The sequence below is a fragment of the Plantactinospora sp. KLBMP9567 genome (genome assembly GCF_033446045.1).
Lineage (GTDB): Bacteria > Actinomycetota > Actinomycetes > Mycobacteriales > Micromonosporaceae > Plantactinospora.
This window is the reverse complement of the sequence record NZ_JAWQRR010000006.1, coordinates 468,055-487,717: the sequence shown is the minus strand read 5'-3', so window position 1 is coordinate 487,717 and position 19,663 is coordinate 468,055. Positions and strand designations below refer to the sequence as shown.

Sequence of the window (19,663 nt, the reverse complement as noted above, 5' to 3'; positions counted from 1 at the left end):
TACCCGCGGGTGAAATGCCCGGACCGGGGCCGCCCGAGTGCGGGAGGCAACTGAGCGGCCCCACCCGATTCCGCTTCCTACTGCGACTGCCGGCCTCCGCCCCGCCGCTCGACACGGGCGCGCCAGGTGGGCCAGCCTGCCGAGACCGACGAAAGTTCATTGGGGTCGAGCTGGGGCTCGATGAAGTGCTTCTCAATGAACTTGTACAGCAGCCCACCCAGGTCGTCCCGAGCCTGATCGCTGATGTCGGTCGTCGTGTACGACTCGATGGCGGCCATCCGAAGATAGATACGCTTGCGATCGAGTTCGGCGCGTCGATGGTTATGTGACTCGATTGACGCATAGGTGAACAGGAGCGCCAGTGGAAGCATCGGCACCGCGACCTGATACCACGCCAGGTCAGGCAACGCGACGACGAAATAGACCGCCAGGCCCACCGCCATGACGAGGATCGCGACGGCGAACCGTCGCCATCGATTCGCTTGGCGGCGATGGTGGTCCGCGTCGTCGGCGTACCGGCCGAACAGGGTTGCGCTGCGGACCAACTTGACGAGACTCTCCGCCTCCTGCCGTAGTTGGCGTATCAACTCCACATCGGCGTCCGCGCCGTCCCGCACGGAAGCGCCGGCCAGCACGTACTCGTGCCTGAGGTTCGTCAACCACTCCCGGAGTTCCGCGACCTCTACCTTCATCGCGAGCACCTCGTCGATTCCCGGCCCGTGGTCGCTCACTGCTGTCGAGGCGTTCGCCGTCTCCGTCTCCGCACTGCTCACCTGTCCCTCCTCAATCCCGAGGCGATGTTCCTGCCGACGTACACGAGCGTCACCCCGAGTAGGGCCACACCCGCCACCAACGCGGGCCAGGTGGCCGCCAGGCTCTGCGATTCCAGCACGAACCAGCACAGCGAGGCGGTCGTGAGAATGCTGGCGAATGCCACAGAGGCGAGTGTGACGACCTCGAACTGGAGGAGACTCTGCGGAGTCCTGAAGGATCGGTTTCTGTCGTCCAGTTCCTGGTAGATCCAGGCGACAGGTCGCCGGACGACAAAAGCGGCAACCGGGCACCAGGCCGCGTAGACCCCGAGGACACCGAGCCACAGCACCGTCCCGGGTACCACCTCCGCGGCCGCGTCACCCACCAGTTCGACCCTGCGCGCCGGTGCGGCGAGGTCGAGGAAGACCAGGGTGGTGATGGTGATCCCGGTGGTGAGGATGGTCAGAAGGAACGCCTTGGCGTACCGGAGAACGAGAACCCTGAGCAACAGGTTGTGACGCGCCAGCGACGCCTCCATCTTGGCGGATTCCTGAGCCAGCGTCCGCTGGACCGACGCGGTGTACTTGAACATGAACTCGCGCAGCTTGTTCTGCACGACGGTCATGTTGGAGGTGACTTCAAGGCCCCGACACTCACCGATGAGATGGGCTTCTCTGAGCAGTCGCTGCCGGGCTGCGGCCGACACCGGGACGAGCAATTCGGTCACCCCGAGTTCCTGACGCGCCTGACGTATCGGTTCCGGATCGGAGAGGGACTTGTCGGAAACACGGATCCCGGACAGTATGAACCTCGGATACGAAACGCCGGGGTACTGGGCGCCGAAGTGGTGGCTCGTGAAATAGAAGCGGACCAGGTCACGTAAGAGGGCATAGAGTGCCCACAGAGGTAGCACCAGGGAGACAGCGACCGGGAACATCATTAGCCACCGCTGCGGCGCGCTGGCGGGCGGAAAAGAAGGATAGGGCAGGAACAGCAACTCGGAGAACAACTCCGAGAAGGTGTCGCGGAACAGCACCGGAAGCAGGGTGAGCAGGCCGGCCCCGCCGAGAAAGGCACCTGCCACCCGGTGTAGAGTCGACAGACGCGTTTCTCCCCGCTGAAGATATGCCCGGTACTCCTGAAGATCAGCGGCATTGACCGGCGTTTCCACTGTAGCCGTCACCACGCTCCACCCTCCGCGTCACGGTTCTCGTGGTCGTCCCACGCACACCCCGGCCATATGTGTCTCATGAGCATGCCGAGCCGGAATCATCCGACATAAGCTCGGACCGCCAGCGTAGCGGCAGGGGCGGCGGGCACCGGTCCACCTTCCGGTGGACATCCCTGACGATCAGCTAATGGACCCGATACAAGCCGCAGTGACTCACTCGCTCCGTATGACGCGGATCGCGCTGAACATTTGTGCTTACTATCGTTTTCACGACACCGGCAACCGCCATTCCCGTCCACCGAGGAACTCGCCGGAACTCTCAGGTCTCGCGGAGCACCGCACAACCTCCGGCGGGCAGCACCACCCGGTCGACGTGTACCCCGGTGAACAGGTCCACTCCGGACACCGGGACGGTCTGCGGCGCGTCGGTGTGGTTGAGCAGGAAGAGCCAGCTCGCCTCGGCGGTGCACCGCCGGACCGCCTCCACCCCGGCCTGCGCCGCCGGGCAGGTCGGTGCCGCGCCGGCCGCCTCGGCCACCCGGGCCAGCAGGTCGCGGTACGGATCGTCGTCGAGCCGGGTCGAGAGGTACCAGGCCACCCCGTCGCCGTACCCGTGCCGGGTCAGCGCGGGCTGGCCGTCGAGGAGTCCACCGAGGTAACCGACCGACGGCGTTGCGCCGGTCAGGCGTACGGTCTCGGCCCAGAGCCGGCCGGTGCTGCCGTCCGAGAGCGGCAGCCGGATGGTCGGGTCGAGCGGGTGGAACTCCTCCACCCGGATGCCGAGCAGGTCGCGCAGGGCTCCCGGATAGCCGCCGACCCGGACCCGGGCATGCTCGTCGGCGATCCCGCTGAAGTAGCTGACCAGCAGATGACCGCCGGCCGCCACGTAGTCGCGGATCCGCGACGCGTACCGGTCGGAGACCAGGTAGAGCGCCGGAAGCACCAGCAGGGCGTACCCGAAGAGGTCGTCGCCGTCGGTGACGAAGTCGGTCGGGTGGCCGGCCCGGTACAGCGCCCGGTGTGCCGCCGACACCTCGGCGGCGTAGTCGAGCTGTGCCGAGGGCAGCACGGTGGCCTGCAACGCCCACCAGCTCGCGGCGTCCCAGGCGATCGCCACCCGCGCCCGTACCGTGCCGGCGTCCACCTCGGAGAGCCGGGCGAGCAGGGCGCCGAGCGACACCGCCTCCCGGAACGCCCGGCTGTCCGGGCCGGCGTGCGGGACCAGTGCGGAGTGGAAGACTTCGGCACCGCCCCGGGAGGCCCGCCACTGGAAGAACATCGCGCCCCGGGATCCCCGGGCGACGTGGGCCAGGCTGTGCCGGGTCATCCGGCCCGGCTCCTTGGCGTGCATCCGGTCCGGAGTGATGATCAGGTTCGGCGCGCTCTCCATCAGCAGCCAGGCCGGGCCGCCGGGCGGGTTCCGACCCTCCGGCGGTCCGGCGGTCCGGCCGGCCCGTCCGGTCCGCTGCCCGTGCCGAGCCCAGGACCGGGCCAGGTCGGCGGCGAACGCGGTCTGCTCCTCGGCCCCCGGCCCGATCTCCGCCGGATAGTGGTCGATCGCCACCAGGTCCACCTCGGCGGACCACCGCGCGTGGTCCACCGGTACCCAGCCGCCGAGCACGTAGTTGGTGGTCACCGGTACGTCCGGGGTGGCGGCCCGGAGCAGGTCCCGCTGCTCGACGTACGCCGCCAGCAGCTCGTCGGAGACGAACCGGCGGAAGTCCAGCAGCTGGCTCGGGTTGCCGAGGTACTGGGTGGCCCGGGGCGGCCGGATCTGCTCCCAGCCCGAGTAGTGCTGGCTCCAGAAGCTGCCGGTCCACGCGTCGTTGACGCTGTCGAGGTCGCCGTAGCGGGCCCGCAGCCAGGCCCGGAAGGCGACGGCGACATGCTCGCAGTGGCAGGTGGTGCCGTACTCGTTGTGCACGTGCCAGAGCGCCAGCGCCGGATGGTCCCGGTAGCGCTCGGCGAGCGCGACGGCGATCTCCCGGGCCGCCGCCCGGTACGCCGGGGCGCTGGCACAGTAGGTGTCCCGGCTGCCGTGGCTGAGCCGTACCCCGTCGGCGGTGACCGGCAGCGCGTCCGGGTGCCGGAGCGAGAACCACGGCGGCGGGGACGCGGTCGGGGTGGCCAGCGCCACCCGGATGCCGCCGTCGTGCAGCAGGTCGAGCACCCGGTCCAGCCAGTCGAAGTCGTACCGGCCGGGCTGCGGCTCCAGCCGGGACCAGGCGAAGACCCCGACGGTGACCAGGTTGACCCGGGCCCGCCGCATCAGCTCGACGTCGGTCGGCCAGACCTCCGCCGGCCATTGCTCGGGGTTGTAGTCACCGCCGTAGCAGAGCCCGGTCAGACCCTTCGGCCAGCGCACCCGCCCCGCCTCTCCCGGCGTACCCGCAACCGTCGCCGTTGACCTTTGTTTGGGATCCAGCCAAAGTAGGCGGGGTGCATCGCCCTGTCAACGGCCTCGTCTCCACCATCCGGACCGAGAACTGGGAGGCGGGGTGGTGAGCGTCGGCCTGCCCGGAGCGGCGCCACTCACGGTCGAGCTGGCGGCCGGCCGGACGCATCGACTGCGATCGCGCCGTTGACAGTTTGTTGGGTTACCAAAGAAACTAAAGGAAGTCCATGCGCCGGCCGGCACCGTCGGCGGTGCGGGACCCGCGTCCCGGGAGCCGAGGAGACCGCATGCCGTACCGCCCGCCCCTGGTGCCGCACGAGACGTTCGTCGCCGACCCGCCCGACCTGCCGGTCCGGGCTCCGGGCGAGCACGGGCTCTCCGCGCTTCACCGGGCCGAGGTGCTGAGCACGGACGGCCAGGGCGTGACCCTCAAGGCGGCCACCTCGGACGGCGGCTCGCTCGCGGTCCGGATCACCGCCGCCGCCGAGGGCGTCATCCGGGTACGCCTCAGTGAGGACCCGCTCGCCCGGGGCCGGGCCAGCCGGGCGCTGCCCCTGGTGCACCCCCAGCCGCACGAGGCCGAGGTACGCGTCGACGGCGACCGGGTCCGCGTCGACGCCGGAGCGGTGGTCGCCGAGCTGAGCCTCGACCCGTGGCACCTGCGCTTCGTCGACCCGACCGGGGCGGTGCTGGTCAGCCAGAGCCGGGGCGAGCAGGACATCAGCGGCCGGTTGCGTACCCTGCCGTTCGGGCGCTCGCTGGTCGACGGCGCGGTCGCCGCGTACCACGAGAGCTTCGTGACCCCCGGCGACGAGCGGTTCGTCGGACTCGGCGAGAAGTTCACCCCGCTGGACAAGCGCGGCCAGCGGGCGCTGATGTGGAACTTCGACGCCTTCGGCAGCGAGTCGGACCGCTCGCACAAGAACATCCCGCTCTACCTCTCCGACCGGGGCTACGGGGTGCTGGTGGACAGCGGCATGCCGGTCGAGTTCGACATGTGCCAGTCCACGCACAGTTGCGTGCAGATCCTGGTGCCGGACGACCTGATCGACTACTACGTGATCGCCGGGCCCACCCCGACACAGATCCTGGACCGGTACGACCGGCTGACCAGCCGGCCGGCGCTGCCGCCGAAGTGGGCCTTCGGTGCCTGGATCTCCTCCGGCTTCTTCCGGGACAGCCAGCAGCGGGTGCTGGACCGGGCGCGGCAGATCCGCGAGCGCGGCATCCCCTGCGACGTGCTGCACCTGGACTGCTACTGGCAGGTCGCCGGCGCCTGGTCGGATCTGCGCTGGGACGCCGAGCAGTTCCCCGACCCGGCCGGCATGCTGGCCGAGCTGGCCGGACAGGGCTTCAAGGTCAGTCTCTGGATGAACCCGTACGTGATGACCGGCAGCCCGCTGTACGCCGAGGCGGCCGAGGCCGGCTACTTCCTGCGCCGGGCCGACGGCTCGGTCTACGTCGCCGACACCTGGCACGGCAGCCACCCGGCCGGCGGGATCGTGGACTTCACCCACCCGGCCGCGGTCGACTGGTTCACCGGGCTGCTCCGGCCGCTGCTGGAGCAGGGCGTCAGCGTGTTCAAGACCGACTTCGCCGAGGGAGTGCCGGCGGACGCGGTGGCGCACAACGGGATGACCGGCGTCGAGCTGCACAACGTCTACGCGCTGCTCTTCAACGATGTCGTGGTGAAGGTCACCCGTGAGGTGGCCGGGCACGGCACGGTGTGGGCCCGGTCGTCGTACCTGGGCGGGCAGCGGCACGCGGCACAGTGGAGCGGTGACGTGAACGCGACGTACCCGGCACTGGCGAGCACGCTGCGCGGCGGGCTGAGCCACGGGCTGTCCGGGGTGCCGTTCTGGAGCCACGACAGCGGTGGGTTCCACGGCACTCCGACGCCGGACCTCTACGTACGCTGGGCGCAGTTCGGGGCACTCTCCCCGCTGGTCCGGTTCCACGGCACCACCAGCCGGCTGCCCTGGGACTTCCCGGCCGAGGCCGAACGGCTCACGGTCGAGGCGCTGCGGCTGCGCTACCGGCTGATGCCGTACCTCTACTCGGCGGCGGTGACCTCGGCCCGGACCGGTGCCCCGATGATGCGGGCCCTTCTGGTGGACTCCCCCGACGACCCGGCCGCCTGGACCGCGGAGCTGGAATACCGGCTCGGCCCGGACCTGCTGGTGGCGCCGATGACCAGTCCGGAGAACCGACGGCACCTCTATCTGCCGGCCGGCGACTGGGTGGACTTCTGGACCGGCGAGGTGCACGCCGGTGGCCGGCACCTGCGGGTGCACCGGCCGCTCGGGCAGATCCCGCTCTTCGTCCGGTACGGCGCGCTGATCCCGGTGATGCCGCCGGCCGACCGGGTCGGCGACGGAGCGTTCTCCGACGTCACCGTGCTGAGCTTCGGCGCCACCGACGCCAGCACGGTGGTGCACGACGTCGACGGCGACACCACGATCCGGGCCAGCCGCTCCGGTGACGAGTTCCGGGTGGAGGTCGACGGACCGCTCCCGGTCAGCAGCGTCGCCCTCGCCCCGGTCGACGGCGCCCGGCCGCCCGGGCGGCTACTGCTGGGCGGCACCGCGACGAGCGCCGTGCCGCTGGACGGACTACCCACCGTGCGGGGTTGAAGGTCGGGGCGGGGTGCCCAGGTGGGGGGCGCCCCGTCCCCCTTCAGGTAACCGCCGCAGGTCAGCGCCGGACGGGCTGGCGCAGCACCGTGAACGCGACGGCGAACGCGGCGACCAGCAGCCCGGTGGCGACCGCGAAGGCCAGCCGGAACCCGGCAGTCAGCGCGGCCGGTCGGCTCGCGCCGGCCGCCAGCAATCCTTCGGTACGCCCGGCGGCCAGCGTGGCGAGCACCGCGACCCCGACCGCCATCCCGAGTTGCTGGGTGGTGTTGAAGAGTCCGGAGGCGAGACCGGCGTCGTCGGACCGGGCGCCGGACATGCCGAGGCTGGTCAGCGCCGGCAGGGCGAGCCCGAAGCCGGCGGTCAGCAGCATCACCGGCAGTCAGCCCTTCACCGCCCCGATGATCACGCCCTTGACGAAGTGCCGCTGCACGAACGGATAGACCAGGACGATCGGCGAGACCGTGACCACCACCACGGCCATCTTGATCGCCAGCGTCGGCGGCATCGAGACGCCGAGCGTGCCGGCGTTGTTCGGCGACTGGCCGGCCAGGATGAAGCTCTGCAACACCCGCTGGATCGGGAACTTCGAGTTGTCGTCGATGTAGAGCAGGGCGTTGAACCAGACGTTCCAGTAGCCGACCGCGTAGAAGAGCCCGACCACCGCGATCACCGCCCGGGAGAGCGGGAGCACGATCCGGGCCAGGATCCGGAACTCGCCGGCCCCGTCGATCCGGGCGCTGTCCAGCAGTTCGGCCGGGATGTTCTGGAAGAACGCCCGCACCACCACCAGGTTGAAGACGCTGATCGCGGTGGGCAGCACCAGCGCCCAGATCTGGTCCTTCAGCCCGAGCGCGGTCACCACCAGATAGCTCGGCACCATGCCGGGATAGATCAGGAACGTCAGCAGGAAGTAGAAGAGCAGCCCCCGGTGCCCGACCGACCCGGGCCGGGACAACCCGTACGCGGCCAGCACGGTCAGCACCAGGCTCACCGCCGTACCGGCGACGGTGACCAGCGTGCTGATCCAGAGCGCCTGGGTGACCAGCCCACCGGAGAAGATCGCCCGGTACGCCGAGAAGTCGATCTCCCTCGGCACCACCACCAACCCGCCCGCCTCGTTGATCGTCTCCCGGGACGCCAGGCTCGTCACCAGCACCACCCAGAGCGGGATCAGCACCGCCAGCACCACACCGGTGAGCACGCCGCCCCGGAAGACCTGGCCGACCGCGCTCGGCTTCTCCTCCCAGGCCGGTCGTTGGTTCCGCCCCCGGTGCCGGTGCGGTGGAGCCGTCCGCAGGGGATCTGTCACAGTCATGAGCGCGAGTACACTCCCCGCTCGCCGAGGGCGTGGGCGAACCGGTTGGCCGCCAGGATCAGTACCAGCCCGACCACGGCCTTGAAGAGCCCCGCCGCCGCTCCGTAGCCGTAATTGCCGGTGGTGATGGAGTTGAAGTAGACGAAGGTGTCCAGCACCTCGGCGGCCTGCCGCCCCACCGCGTCGCGTTGCAGCATGAACTGCTCGAAGCCGACCGAGAGCGCGTCACCGAGCCGCAGGATCAGCAGCAGTACGATCACCGGCCGCAACCCGGGCAGCGTCACGTGCCAGAGCCGCTTCCACCGGCTCGCACCGTCGACCGCGGACGCCTCGTAGAGGTGCGGATCGATGGTGGAGAGCGCGGCGAGGAAGACGATGGTGCCCCAACCGACGTCCTTCCACACCGTCTCGGCGGTGACCAGCACGATGAAGGTGTCCGGATTGGACATGATGTTCCAGGGTTCGAGCCCGACGTCACGCATCTCCTGGGCGAGCAGCCCGGCCCCGCCGAACATCTGCACGAAGAACGTGACCACCAGCACCCAGCTGAAGAAGTGCGGCAGATAGACGACGGTCTGCACGAAACCCCGCAGCCTCGAGGAGAGGATGTTGTGCAGCATGATCGCCAGCATGATCGGCAGCGGGAAGTAGAAGACGAGCTGGAACGCGGTGATCGCCAGGGTGTTACGCAGCGCGTCCCAGAACGCCGGGTCGCCGAAGAGCGTCTCAAAGTGGGTAGTCCCGATCCACGGACTGTGCAGGAACGCCTGCAACGGGCTGTCCCCGGCGTACGGGTTGTAGTCCTGGAACGCGACGACGTTGCCGAGCGTCGGCAGGTAGTGGAAGACCAGCAGTAGCAGGGCGGCCGGGGCGACCATCACCAGCAGCGGCCAGTCCCGGCGCAGCCGGGCCCGCAGCGGCGCCCGTTCGCGACGCCGCTTCCGCCCGTGCCGCACCGGCCCGCGACCCGTCCGACCCGGACCGCGGGAGCCGGGCGCGCCTGCTGCGGAGCTGTCCCGAGGGCGCTCCGGCCCGCTCCGCGGACCCTCGCCGGGCCGGGGCCGTACGACGGTGGGTTCCGGTTCCGGCTCGCCCGCCTGCGGAACCACCGGATCGTAACCGCCGGGCGGGCGGCTCCGGTCCTCGCCGGTGCCACCCGGCCGGGCCGTTTCACGGGTACTCATCGTCCGGCGTCGGCCAACGCCTTGGCGCGGAACTCGCGGGCCTCCTCGCCGCCACCGTTGCGCCACTCCGCGATGATCGTCTCCAGGTCGCTGATCGGCCGGCGGCCGCGCAGCAGGTCGGTCACCTTGTCGTCGGTCGGGGTGAGGCTCGCCTTGAACCGGGCCGGCATCTCCAGCTTCAGCCCCGACCAGGGGTCCTTCTCCAGGTACTTCACCATCTCGTTGGAGTAGGTGAGCATGTCCCGGACGAAGTTCGGGGTCTGCGGGAACGGCTGCACCACGGGGCTGCGCCCGCTGATGAAGAAGTACTGGTTCTGGATCTCCTTGAAGCCGAGGTCGGTCTTGACCGGACCGGTCGCGCTCCGGTTGTGGTGCTTGCCCTCCACCCCGTACTCGCGCAGGTCGAACTCCTTGGTGCCGAACGGCGCCGAGCACCAGTTGATCACCCGCAGCAGCTCCTCCACCCGGGCCTTGCCCAGCCCCTTCTTGATGAAGGTGTACGAGATCGGGTTGTCGTCACCCCAGACCAGCGGGTCGCCGCCGGTGGCCGAGAAGATCGGCACGGGCTGGATGTTGAAGGCGGGGGTGATCCGCTGCTGCTCGGCCTGCATCGCCTGCCAGGCACCCGGACCGTCCTGGAAGAACAGGATCTTGCCGCCCGCGATCAACTGCTTGGAGTCGGCGCCCTTGGTGGCCACCAGGTCCGGGTGGACCAGGCCGGCCTGGTAGACCTTGGCCATGAACTCGACGGACTGCTTGTATTCCGGCGTCTCGTACTTGAACTCCGGCGTGCCGTCCGGCTTCAGCCGCCAGCCGTCGTCGGTGCCCGGCACCTTGTGGAACATCTGGACCATCGCGAAGATGTCGTTGAACGCCCAGACCCCCTTGCGGGGGTCGGTCACCTTCTTGCCGACCTCGAAGAGTTCCTCGATCGTCTTCGGATAGCCGAGACCGGCCGCGTCGAGCAGATCCTTGCGGTAGAAGAGCGCCCACGGGAACGGACCGTCCTTGGGGCAGGGCACCGCCATCAGCCGCTCGTTCCAGAACGCGTGCCGCCAGGCCCCGGCCGGGAAGGTGGCCAGCATCGGGTACGGGTCGATCCCGGCTCCCTTGAGGTGGTCGGTGAGGTCCTCGAAGAGCGCGGCGGTCGCGTCGGCGAACCGCGGCAGCTTGGATACCTCCCACTCCGGTACGCAGAGCACGTCCGGCACGTCCCGGGCGCCGAGCATGGCGTTGAGCTTGTCGGCGTAGAGGTTGCCGTCCTGGACGCTGAAGTTGACCTCGACGCCCAGTTCCGCGTTCACCGCCGCCAGGTACTGGCTCTGGCCGAGCCCGGGTGGAGCCGGCCCCCAGGCCGGGGTCATCGCGTTGATCCGCTGGCCGCTCGTGCCGGGCTTGTCGGTGATGGCGTCGACCAGGGTGCTCGGGAACTCGGTGTAGCCGTCCGGCACCGGGCGGGTGCCGACGATGCTCGGCTTGGGGATGCCGGGCGGCAGGTCCTTCTGGTTGGGCAGCAGGCCGGCGAGCTTGTCGAGGTTCTGCGCGTCGCTGGTGGAGGCGACCTCGCCGCCGCAGCCGGCGAGCAGGCCACTGCCGACGGTCGCCGCGGCACCGAGGCCCACCAGGCTCAGGAAGTTCCTACGGTTGGTGGCGCTGCCCGGGCCGGATGGTTCCACGGAGGGCGCTCCCTTCGATATCACCGTCCGGGTCGGCGACCCGCGTGGCACGCGGCGGACGAACCCGTTCGGTTGCTGGGTGGTATGGGGTAGAGTTAGTTAGTCGGGTGACTAAACAAAAGTAATCGACGGTGACCGGTGCCACAAGACACCGGAATCATGGCGCGACGGGCGAGCGTGGCCCGCGCGTGGCGGTGCGACATGATGGGCGCGCCGTCGGCAACCGGCGCGACACCGGGCCCGGAGACCGACGCGAGGAGCGGGGCTGATCTTGTTCACGACGCAGACCGGGCCACAGCCAGCCGATCTCGCCGACGTACGGGCCACGAACCTCGCCGTCGTGCTGCGCTTCGTCCGGGCGCACGCACCCTGTTCCCGCGCCGACATCGCCGCCTCGACCGGGCTGAACAAGGCGACCGTCTCCAGTCTGGTCGCCGAACTGCTCGACCGGCGCCTGGTCCGGGAGACCGGCCTGGCCGAGAACCGGATCGGCCGCCCGGCGACCATGCTGGTGGTCGACGGCGCCCCGTACGCGGCGATCGGCCTCGAGGTGAGCATCGACGAGCTGACCGTGGTCGCCGTCGACCTGGCCGGCGCCGAACTCCTCTCCTGGCGGCGCGCCTTCGACGGCTCGTCCGCCTCCCCCGGCCGGGCGGTCAGCGCCATCGCGGCGCTCGCCGGCCGGGCCGTCAACCGGGTCGGCAACCACGGGCGCGAGGTGCTCGGCCTCACCGTCGCCGTCCCCGGCCTGGTGGACCCCAGCGGTACCGTCCGGCTTGCCACCACGCTCGGCTGGCGCGACCTCCCGCTCGGCGCCGACCTGCGGCGCGCCCTGCGCGATCCCGGCTACGAGGTGGTGGTGGACAACGACGCCAACCTCGCCGCCCTCGCCGAATACCGGCACGGCCCGTACGCCGGCACCGCCAACCTGGTGCACCTGACCGGCGGCGCCGGGCTCGGCGCGGGCGTGGTGGCCGACGGCCGGCTGCTGCGCGGCGGGCGCGGGTTCGCCGGCGAGCTGGGACACGTGCCGGTCGTCGCGGACGGTCCACTCTGCCCGTGCGGCCGACGCGGCTGCCTGGAGGTGGTGGCCGGGATCCCGGCGTTGATCCGGCGGGCGCTGCCGGACGCGGCCGAGGACGGCCCGGTCACCGACTTCGCCCCCGAGGTGGACCGGATCCGGACGAAGGCCCGCCGGGGTGACCGGGCCACCCTCGACGCGCTCGCCGAGACCGGCCGGCACCTGGGCCGGGCCGTTGCCCTGCTGGCCAACCTGGTCAACCCCGAGGTCGTGCTACTCGGCGGCTACTTCGCGACGCTGGCGCCGTGGCTGCTCCCCGCTGCCGAGGCCGAACTGCACGCCCACACGCTGGCTGCGGAGGCCGGCGGGGCCCGGCTGCTCGCCTCGGCCCTCGGCACCGGCGCGGCGGCGGCCGGCGGGGCGGCCCGGACCCTGGAGACCGTCGACGCCGGCCGGCTACCGCTGCGCGACCCGGCCCGGGGCACCGCCCGGGATCCCGGCCCGGCCGCCCGGGTCTCCCGGAAGACGCCCACCCGATCCAGCAGCACGCCCGGCGATCCGGAGCCGGAGGCGAGCGCCGAGACGGCCACGTCCGGCCCGCAGGTGTCCGCTCCGCCGGATCCACGGCCCTCCGACGCGTCCCGGCAACCGGCCGGGCAGCGCTGACCGGACCGACCACATCGGACGGCTCCGCCACGGGCGGCACGCCACTCCAGGCGCGACACGGCGGCGCGGCACGCCACTCCAGGTCGGTCAGCGGACGGGACCGCGCCGACCCGTACCGTACCGTACCGTACCGAGCAGGCACGACCGCGTGACCGGCCGGTCCGGCAGGACCGATGGAAACCGATACCCACCAATCCGTTCGGCGCACCCCCTTGACCGGTACGGCGGCTGGTGGAAGCCTCGAAATGCTCCCTCGTGACCAGCGGGAAACCGCTATCCACGGTGGAGTACTTTTCCCCGGTCGTCGAAGCGCTTCGAGCTTCCCGGGCTGACGGCCGGGCACCCGCCGCTCCATCCCGTCCCGCTTGCTCGAAGCGCTTCGACTGTCGCCACCACCCCGGCCTCCACCGCCGCAGCGCTAGTCGAAGATCATGGAAGGTGATCGACCATGACCGACACGACGTTCCGCGACCCTGACCAGCCGCTCGACGTACGGGTCGCCGACCTGCTCGGCCGACTCAGCCGGGCGGAGAAGATCGCGTTGCTGCACCAGCACCAGGCTCCGGTGCCCCGGCTCGGGCTGCCGGCGTTCCGCACCGGCACCGAGGCGCTGCACGGGCTGGCCTGGCTCGGCCCGGCCACCGTCTTCCCGCAGGCACTCGGTCTGGGCAGCACCTGGAACCCCGGACTGATCCGGGCCGTCGGCGCGGCGGTCGGCGACGAGGTGCGGGGCCTGCACCACAAGGACCCGACCCGGGTCGGGCTGAACGTCTGGGCGCCGGTGGTCAACCCGCTCCGCGACCCCCGGTGGGGCCGCAACGAGGAGGGCTACGCCGAGGATCCGTGGCTGACCAGTTGGCTCGGCACCGCGTACGCCCGGGGGTTGCGCGGCGACCACCCCGACTACCTGAAGACCGCGCCGACGTTGAAGCACTTCCTCGGCTACAACAACGAGACCGACCGGTGCACCACGTCGAGCAACCTGCCGCCCCGGGTGCTGTACGAATACGAGCTGCCCGCGTTCCGGGCCCCCATCGCCACCGGCGCGGCGGTGGCCGTGATGGCGTCGTACAACCTGGTCAACGGTCGGCCGGCGCACCTGAGCCCGCTGATCGGCAGCGAACTGCGCCGCTGGACCAGCGACGAGATCCTGGTGGTCAGCGACGCCGGTGCCATCTCCAACATCGCCGGCGCCCAGGGCTACCACCCCGACCACCCCAGCGGTTACGCCGCCGCACTGCGAGCCGGCATCGACAGCTTCACCGAGGACACCGAGGACACCGAGCCGACGATCGAGCGGCTCACCGAGGCGCTGCGACGCGGGCTGCTCGACGAGTCCGACCTGGACACGGCGGTTCGGCGGATCCTCACCATCCGGTTCCGGCTCGGCGACTTCGACCCGCCCGAGCGGAACCCGTACACCGCGATCACCTCGGACGTGATCAACTGCTCGGCACACCAGGAGCTGGCCCGGGAGGCCGCCCGGCAGGCACTGGTGCTCCTCCGCAACGTGGCCCGGCCCGGCACCGGGGCACTGCTGCCGCTGGACCCGGGCCGGATCGGCCGGCTGGCCGTACTCGGGCCGCTGGCCGACGCGCTCTACGAGGACTGGTACAGCGGCACCCTGCCGTACGCGATCACCGCCCGCGACGGCCTGGCCGCCCGGTTCGCCCCGGCGAGCACGACGCAGCACAGCGGTGCGGACCGGATCGCGCTGCGGACGGCCGACGGCTACGTCCGGGCCGCCGGTGATCCGGAGGGCGGCGCCCTGCGGGTCGACCAGGTCCGCCCGCGGACGGTGCTGCCGGACGGCGCCGCCTCGGACGACGGAGTCGGGCCGGTGGACGGCGACGGCGGGGCGGCGCCGGGTGGGGCCGGGACGGTGCCAGGAGACGGCTGGTTCGAGGTCTTCGACTGGGGCCAGGACGTCGTCGCGCTGCGCAGCGTGGCCAACGGCCGGCACGTCGGCGCCGGCGAGGAGGGTGGTCCGCTGGTCAACGACCGCCCGGGCCCGGGCGGCTGGGTGGTCCGGGAGACGTTCCGGCTGGTCCACCGGGAGACCGGCGACCGGGTGCTGCTCCACCTGGCCAGCCGGCGGTACGTCCGGGTCGGCCCGGACGGCGTGCTCCGGGCCGACGCGGTGGACGCCGCCGACGGCACCGGCTTCACCGTCGAGCTGGTCGCCGACGGTGCGGCCGAGGCGGCAGCGCTGGCCCGGGACGCCGACGTCGCCGTGGTGGTGCTCGGTAACCACCCGATGGTCTGCGGCCGGGAGACCGAGGACCGGGCCGACCTGGCGCTGCCGAGCGCTCAGGAGGCACTGCTCCGGGCGGTGTACGCGGCCAACCCGCGTACCGTGCTGGTGGTCAGCAGCAGCTATCCGTACGCGTTGAACTGGGCCGACGAGCACCTGCCGGCGATCCTGTGGTCGGCGCACGGCGGCCAGGAGTACGGCACCGCGCTGGCGGCCGTACTCGCCGGGGATGCCGATCCGGGTGGCCGGTTGACCCAGACCTGGTACCACGACGCGGCCGAGCTGCCCGACCTGTTCGACTACGACGTGATAGCCACCGACACCACGTACCTCTACCATCGGGGCACTCCGCTCTACCCGTTCGGCCACGGGCTGAGCTACGCCGAATTCGCCTACTCTGACCTGCGGCTGAGCGCGGACGAGGTGGACGCGGCCGGAGAGATCGAGGTCAGCGTGCGAGTGGCCAACGTCGGTTCGCGACCGGGCGACGAGGTGGTCCAGCTCTACACCCGGCAGCGGCGGTCCCGGGTGAAGCAGCCGCTGCGCCAGCTCCGCGGCTTCGCCCGGGTGAGCCTGGCCCCGGGCGCGCAGACCACGGTACGGCTCCGGTTGCGTGCCAGCGAGTTGGCGCACTGGGACGTGACCCGGGGCCGGTACGTGGTGGAGGACGCCCGGCACACCGTCGCGGTCGGCCGGTCCAGTGCCGACCTGGTGCTGACCACCACCCTGGCGGTGCACGGCGAGCCGGTGCGCCCCCGCCAACCGCTGGACGGTCCACTGTGGGCGACTGACCACGACGAGTACGCCGGCACCGAGCCGCTGCCCGACGGACCGGACGGTGCCGCCGTGGTCGCCCGGGAGGCCGGCGGCTGGATCCGGTTTTCCCGGGTCGACTTCGGTGCCGGGGTACCCGGCGTGGCCGCCCGGGTGGGTGGCCGGCGACCGCTGCCGGACGGCGCCGAACTCGTGCTCCGGCTGGACGATCCGGTCCGGGGCCCGGTCGCCGGCACCATCCCCGTCCCACCCATCGGCGCAGGCGGCGCGGGCGCCGGTGTGCCGCCGGACGGGGATGCCGCACCGGACCGGCAGCCGGCCCGGGAGGTGACCGGCCACTGGCACGGTGCGGCGACCGGGGTACGGGACCTGTATGTGCTGTTCGACGCCCCCGGCGCTACGGTGAGTTGGTTGACCTTCACGGCCGGCGTCGACGGCGACCGGACCGGGACGGGAACTGGAGGCGCCTAGTGTCCGAATCGTCGCGCCCCACCTCGCGACCGACGCCCGGGCAGTCCGCCGGAGGCTCCGCCAAGCGTGCGGACATGGTGACCATCGCCGACGTGGCCCGGCACGCCGGGGTCGCGGTCAGCACCGTGTCGTACGTGCTCAGCGGCAAGCGCGCCATCTCGGCGTCCACCCGGGAGCGGGTACTCGCCAGCGTGCGCGGCCTGGGCTACCACCCGAACGCCGGGGCCCGGGCGCTGGCCAGCAAGCGGGCCAACGTGATCGCCCTGGTGCTGCCGCTGCGCTCCGGCATGCACCTGCCGGTGCTCATGCAGTTCGCCACCGCCGTGGTGACCACGGCCCGGCAGTTCGGCCACGACGTACTGCTGATGACCGCCGACGAGGGCCCGGCCGGGCTGCGCCGGATCGCCGCCAGCGCGATGGTCGACGGCATCGTGCTGATGGACGTCGAGATGCACGACCCCCGGGTGCCGCTGCTGCGCGACCTGGAACGACCCAGCGTGCTGATCGGCTTTCCGGCCGACCCGTCCGGACTCACCTGCGTGGACCTGGACTTCTATCGGGCCGGTCAGGTCTGTGTCGAGCACCTGGCCGGGCTTGGCCATCGCACGATCGCGCTGCTCGGCGCCCCGGCGGTGGTCTACGACCGGGACACCGGTTTCGCCCACCGCACCCGGGCCGGGTTCGCCGAGACCGCGCAGCGGCACGGGATCGCGGCGATCGCCCAGCCGGGTGAGGAGAACTTCGAGGCGGTCGTCCAGGAGGTGGCCGGGCTGCTGGCCCGAGCGCCGGACCTGTCGGCGCTGGTGGTGCACAACGAGGCGGCGGTCGGCCAGGTGCTCGCCGCGCTGCCGACGCTGGGCCGGCGGGTGCCCGAGGAGATTTCGGTGGTGGCGATCTGCCCGGACGAGGTCGCCGAACGGGCCAGTCCGGCGCTGACCTCGGTGCTGATCCCGGCTGAGGAGGTGGGCCGGCAGGCGGTGTCGCTGCTGATGCGCAAGCTGGAGGGCGAGCCGGTCCCGGAGGGCACCCTGCTGCCACCCCGGCTGACCGTCCGGGCCAGCACGGCGGCCGCGCCGCCGCCGGACCAGGTCCGGTCCCGTCGGGTACCCACCGGCTCGCCGGCCGCCTGACCACATCCAGCGGCTTCCCGGCCGCACGGCTTCTTGATCGGCAACGTCCGGGCTGGTCGACTCGGGGACATGGCCAACCACATGACCCCGGACGAGTTCCGGCGGCACGGGCACCAGGTCGTCGACTGGATCGCCGACTACTGGTCCACACTGGACCAGCGGCCGGTCACCTCGGCCGATCCACCCGGCACGGTCGCCGCCCGGCTGCCGGCCGGTGCGCCCGAGCGGGGTGAGCCGTTCGACCGGCTCATCGCCGACCTGGACACGGTGATCGCGCCCGGCCTCACCCACTGGCAGCATCCGCGGTTCTTCGGCTACTTCCCGGCGAACACCTCCGGGCCGAGCGTGCTGGGCGACCTGGTCGGCGCCGGCCTCGGCGTGCAGGGCATGCTCTGGTCCACCAGCCCGGCCTGCACCGAGGTCGAGACGGTGGTGCTGGACTGGCTGGCGGAACTGCTCGACCTGCCCGCGCGGTTCCGCTCCGGCGGCTCCGGCGGCTCCGGCGGCGGCGTGATCCAGGACTCCGCCTCCTCGGCGATCCTGATCGCCGTACTGGCCGCGCTGCACAGGGCCGGTGCCGGGCGCTGGCGGGGGCACGGGGTGGAGCGGGCGTACCGGATCTACACCTCCACGCAGGGACACTCGGCGATCGAGAAGGCGGCCCGGATCGCCGGGCTCGGCGACGCGGGGCTGCGTACGGTCGGGGTCGATCCGGAGACCCTGGCGATGGATCCGGCGGCGCTGCGTACCGCGATCGAGGCGGATCTGGCGACCGGGCTGGTCCCGGCGGCGGTGGTGGCGACGATCGGCACCACCTCCACCAACGCGGTCGACCCGATCCAGGCGATCGGCGAGCTGTGCCGGGAGTACGGCCTCTGGCTGCACGTCGACGCCGCGTACGCCGGGGCCGCGGCGGTCTGCCCGGAACTGCGGCACACCCACGCCGGGCTGGAATACGCCGACTCGTACTGCTTCGACCCGCACAAGTGGCTGCTCACCGGCTTCGACTGCGACGCGTTCTGGGTGGCGGACCGGGCGGAACTGGTCGAGGCGCTGACCGTGCTGCCGGAGTACCTGCGCAACGCGGCGACCGACTCCGGCGAGGTGCTCGACTACCGTGACTGGCAGGTGCCGCTCGGGCGGCGGTTCCGGGCCCTGAAACTCTGGTTCGTGCTCCGCTGGTACGGCGCCGAGGGGCTGCGCGCACACATCCGGGACACCGTAGCGCTGGCCGAGCGGTTCGCCGACCGGGTCCGGGCCGACCAGCGGTTCGAGCTGGTCGCGCCGAGCCCGTTCGCGCTGGTCTGCTTCCGGCTGCGGTCCACCTCCGACGGTGCCGCCGACGACGGGGCGAACGCCGAACTGCTGGACCGGGTGAACGCCACCGGCCGGGCGTACCTGACGCACACCCGGGTGGGCGGCCGCTACACGCTGCGGCTGGTGCCGGGTTCGCCGTACACCCGGGAGGAGCACGTGGCGCAGACCTGGCGGCTGATCAGCGAGATCGCGGCGGCGCTGCCGGACCGGCGGGACTGAGCCCGGGGCGGGAAGGGCGGCCGGCCGGCCCGCGCTGTTCAGGTCGAAAGGGTTCAGTCCCGACGCGCCGGCACCGAGGGCGGCTGGCGCTACGACCCGGCCGGGTCAGGTCCAGCCGGCCGGGTCAGGTCCAGGCCGCCGGGTCGGCGACGAGCTCTCGGACCCGGTCCGGCAGCTTGCCGTTCGCCACGTCGGCGATGGTGACCAACTCCAGGATCTCCCGCTCGCTGGCCCGCAGCGCGATCCAGACCTCCTGGAGAGCCCGCGCCGCACCGGCGTAGCCGAGGTCCTCCGGGCGCTGCCCCCGGATGTTGGCCAGCGGACCGTCGATCACCCGGATGATCTCGGCCAGGGAGATCTCGGGGGCCGGGCGGGCCAGCCAGTAGCCACCCTCGGGGCCACGCTGGGCGTGCACGATGCCGCCCCGGCGCAGTTGCAGCAGGATGCTCTCCAGGAACTTCGGCGGGATGTCCTGGGCCCGGGCGATCTGCTCGGCGGTCAGCGGTGCCGGACGCCGGTTCGGCCCGGCGTCGGCGGCCCGGGCGGGGCGGGACCGGCCGGCGGCCACCGGACGTGGTTCCAGCCCGCCCTCCTCCGCGCGTGCGGCGATTTCGGCAACGGCGCGCAGCGCGTAGTCGACCCGGGCAGAGAGACGCATGTCGGAAAGGTTAACCGGCCCGG

13 protein-coding genes are annotated in these 19,663 nt (G+C 71.7%); 5 read left to right on the top strand and 8 right to left on the bottom strand.

From position 1 onward, the window contains the following. Window positions 1-77: 77 nt before the first annotated feature. From R6Y94_RS04925 to R6Y94_RS04915, 3 genes are all read right to left on the bottom strand, one after another. Window positions 78-773: a hypothetical protein gene (locus R6Y94_RS04925; protein WP_318394529.1), complete on the bottom strand. Its 696-nt coding sequence runs from the start codon at window positions 771-773 to the stop codon at window positions 78-80. Next, on the bottom strand, window positions 770-1,936 hold the full coding sequence (locus tag R6Y94_RS04920; RefSeq protein WP_318394528.1) for a hypothetical protein: 1,167 nt from the start codon (window positions 1,934-1,936) through the stop codon (window positions 770-772). Before R6Y94_RS04920 ends, R6Y94_RS04925 begins: the two co-directional genes overlap by 4 nt. 307 nt (window positions 1,937-2,243) lie before the next feature. Continuing rightward, complete coding sequence (locus R6Y94_RS04915) at window positions 2,244-4,289, bottom strand: beta-galactosidase (protein WP_318394527.1); 2,046 nt, start codon at window positions 4,287-4,289, stop codon at window positions 2,244-2,246. A gap of 317 nt (window positions 4,290-4,606) precedes the next feature. On the opposite strand from R6Y94_RS04915, the gene R6Y94_RS04910 reads away from it, so the two are divergent. Next, window positions 4,607-6,952 carry a TIM-barrel domain-containing protein gene (locus R6Y94_RS04910; RefSeq protein WP_318394526.1) on the top strand — a complete coding sequence of 782 codons (2,346 nt, stop codon included), beginning with the start codon at window positions 4,607-4,609 and terminating at the stop codon, window positions 6,950-6,952. Window positions 6,953-7,013: 61 nt separating this feature from the next. Here R6Y94_RS04910 and R6Y94_RS04905 read toward each other — a convergent pair whose 3' ends face one another. The 4 genes from R6Y94_RS04905 to R6Y94_RS04890 all read right to left on the bottom strand — a co-directional run bounded on the left by R6Y94_RS04905 (window position 7,014) and on the right by R6Y94_RS04890 (window position 11,130). Continuing rightward, window positions 7,014-7,325 (bottom strand): hypothetical protein, encoded by a 312-nt coding sequence (locus R6Y94_RS04905; RefSeq protein ID WP_318394525.1) that lies wholly within the window; start codon window positions 7,323-7,325, stop codon window positions 7,014-7,016. A gap of 9 nt (window positions 7,326-7,334) precedes the next feature. Next, entirely contained in the window at window positions 7,335-8,270 is a 936-nt protein-coding gene (locus tag R6Y94_RS04900) for a carbohydrate ABC transporter permease (RefSeq protein WP_318394524.1), read from the bottom strand. Beyond that, window positions 8,267-9,226, bottom strand: a complete 960-nt coding sequence (locus R6Y94_RS04895) for an ABC transporter permease (protein ID WP_318394523.1) — start codon at window positions 9,224-9,226, stop codon at window positions 8,267-8,269. Before R6Y94_RS04895 ends, R6Y94_RS04900 begins: the two co-directional genes overlap by 4 nt. A gap of 224 nt (window positions 9,227-9,450) precedes the next feature. Beyond that, window positions 9,451-11,130 carry an extracellular solute-binding protein gene (locus tag R6Y94_RS04890; protein ID WP_318394522.1) on the bottom strand — a complete coding sequence of 560 codons (1,680 nt, stop codon included), beginning with the start codon at window positions 11,128-11,130 and terminating at the stop codon, window positions 9,451-9,453. Window positions 11,131-11,401: 271 nt separating this feature from the next. On the opposite strand from R6Y94_RS04890, the gene R6Y94_RS04885 reads away from it, so the two are divergent. The 4 genes from R6Y94_RS04885 to R6Y94_RS04870 all read left to right on the top strand — a co-directional run bounded on the left by R6Y94_RS04885 (window position 11,402) and on the right by R6Y94_RS04870 (window position 18,982). After that, a complete protein-coding gene (locus tag R6Y94_RS04885) occupies window positions 11,402-12,817 on the top strand; it encodes an ROK family transcriptional regulator (protein ID WP_318394521.1) in 1,416 nt (471 codons plus the stop codon). Window positions 12,818-13,265: 448 nt separating this feature from the next. Then, on the top strand, window positions 13,266-16,316 hold the full coding sequence (locus R6Y94_RS04880) for a glycoside hydrolase family 3 C-terminal domain-containing protein (RefSeq protein WP_318394520.1): 3,051 nt from the start codon (window positions 13,266-13,268) through the stop codon (window positions 16,314-16,316). 74 nt (window positions 16,317-16,390) lie between these two features. Further along, entirely contained in the window at window positions 16,391-17,446 is a 1,056-nt protein-coding gene (locus R6Y94_RS04875; protein WP_318394519.1) for a LacI family DNA-binding transcriptional regulator, read from the top strand. A gap of 69 nt (window positions 17,447-17,515) precedes the next feature. Then, complete coding sequence (locus R6Y94_RS04870; protein ID WP_318394518.1) at window positions 17,516-18,982, top strand: pyridoxal phosphate-dependent decarboxylase family protein; 1,467 nt, start codon at window positions 17,516-17,518, stop codon at window positions 18,980-18,982. 124 nt (window positions 18,983-19,106) lie between these two features. Here R6Y94_RS04870 and R6Y94_RS04865 read toward each other — a convergent pair whose 3' ends face one another. Further along, complete coding sequence (locus tag R6Y94_RS04865; RefSeq protein ID WP_318394517.1) at window positions 19,107-19,640, bottom strand: Rrf2 family transcriptional regulator; 534 nt, start codon at window positions 19,638-19,640, stop codon at window positions 19,107-19,109. Between the last annotated feature and the right edge of the window lie 23 nt (window positions 19,641-19,663).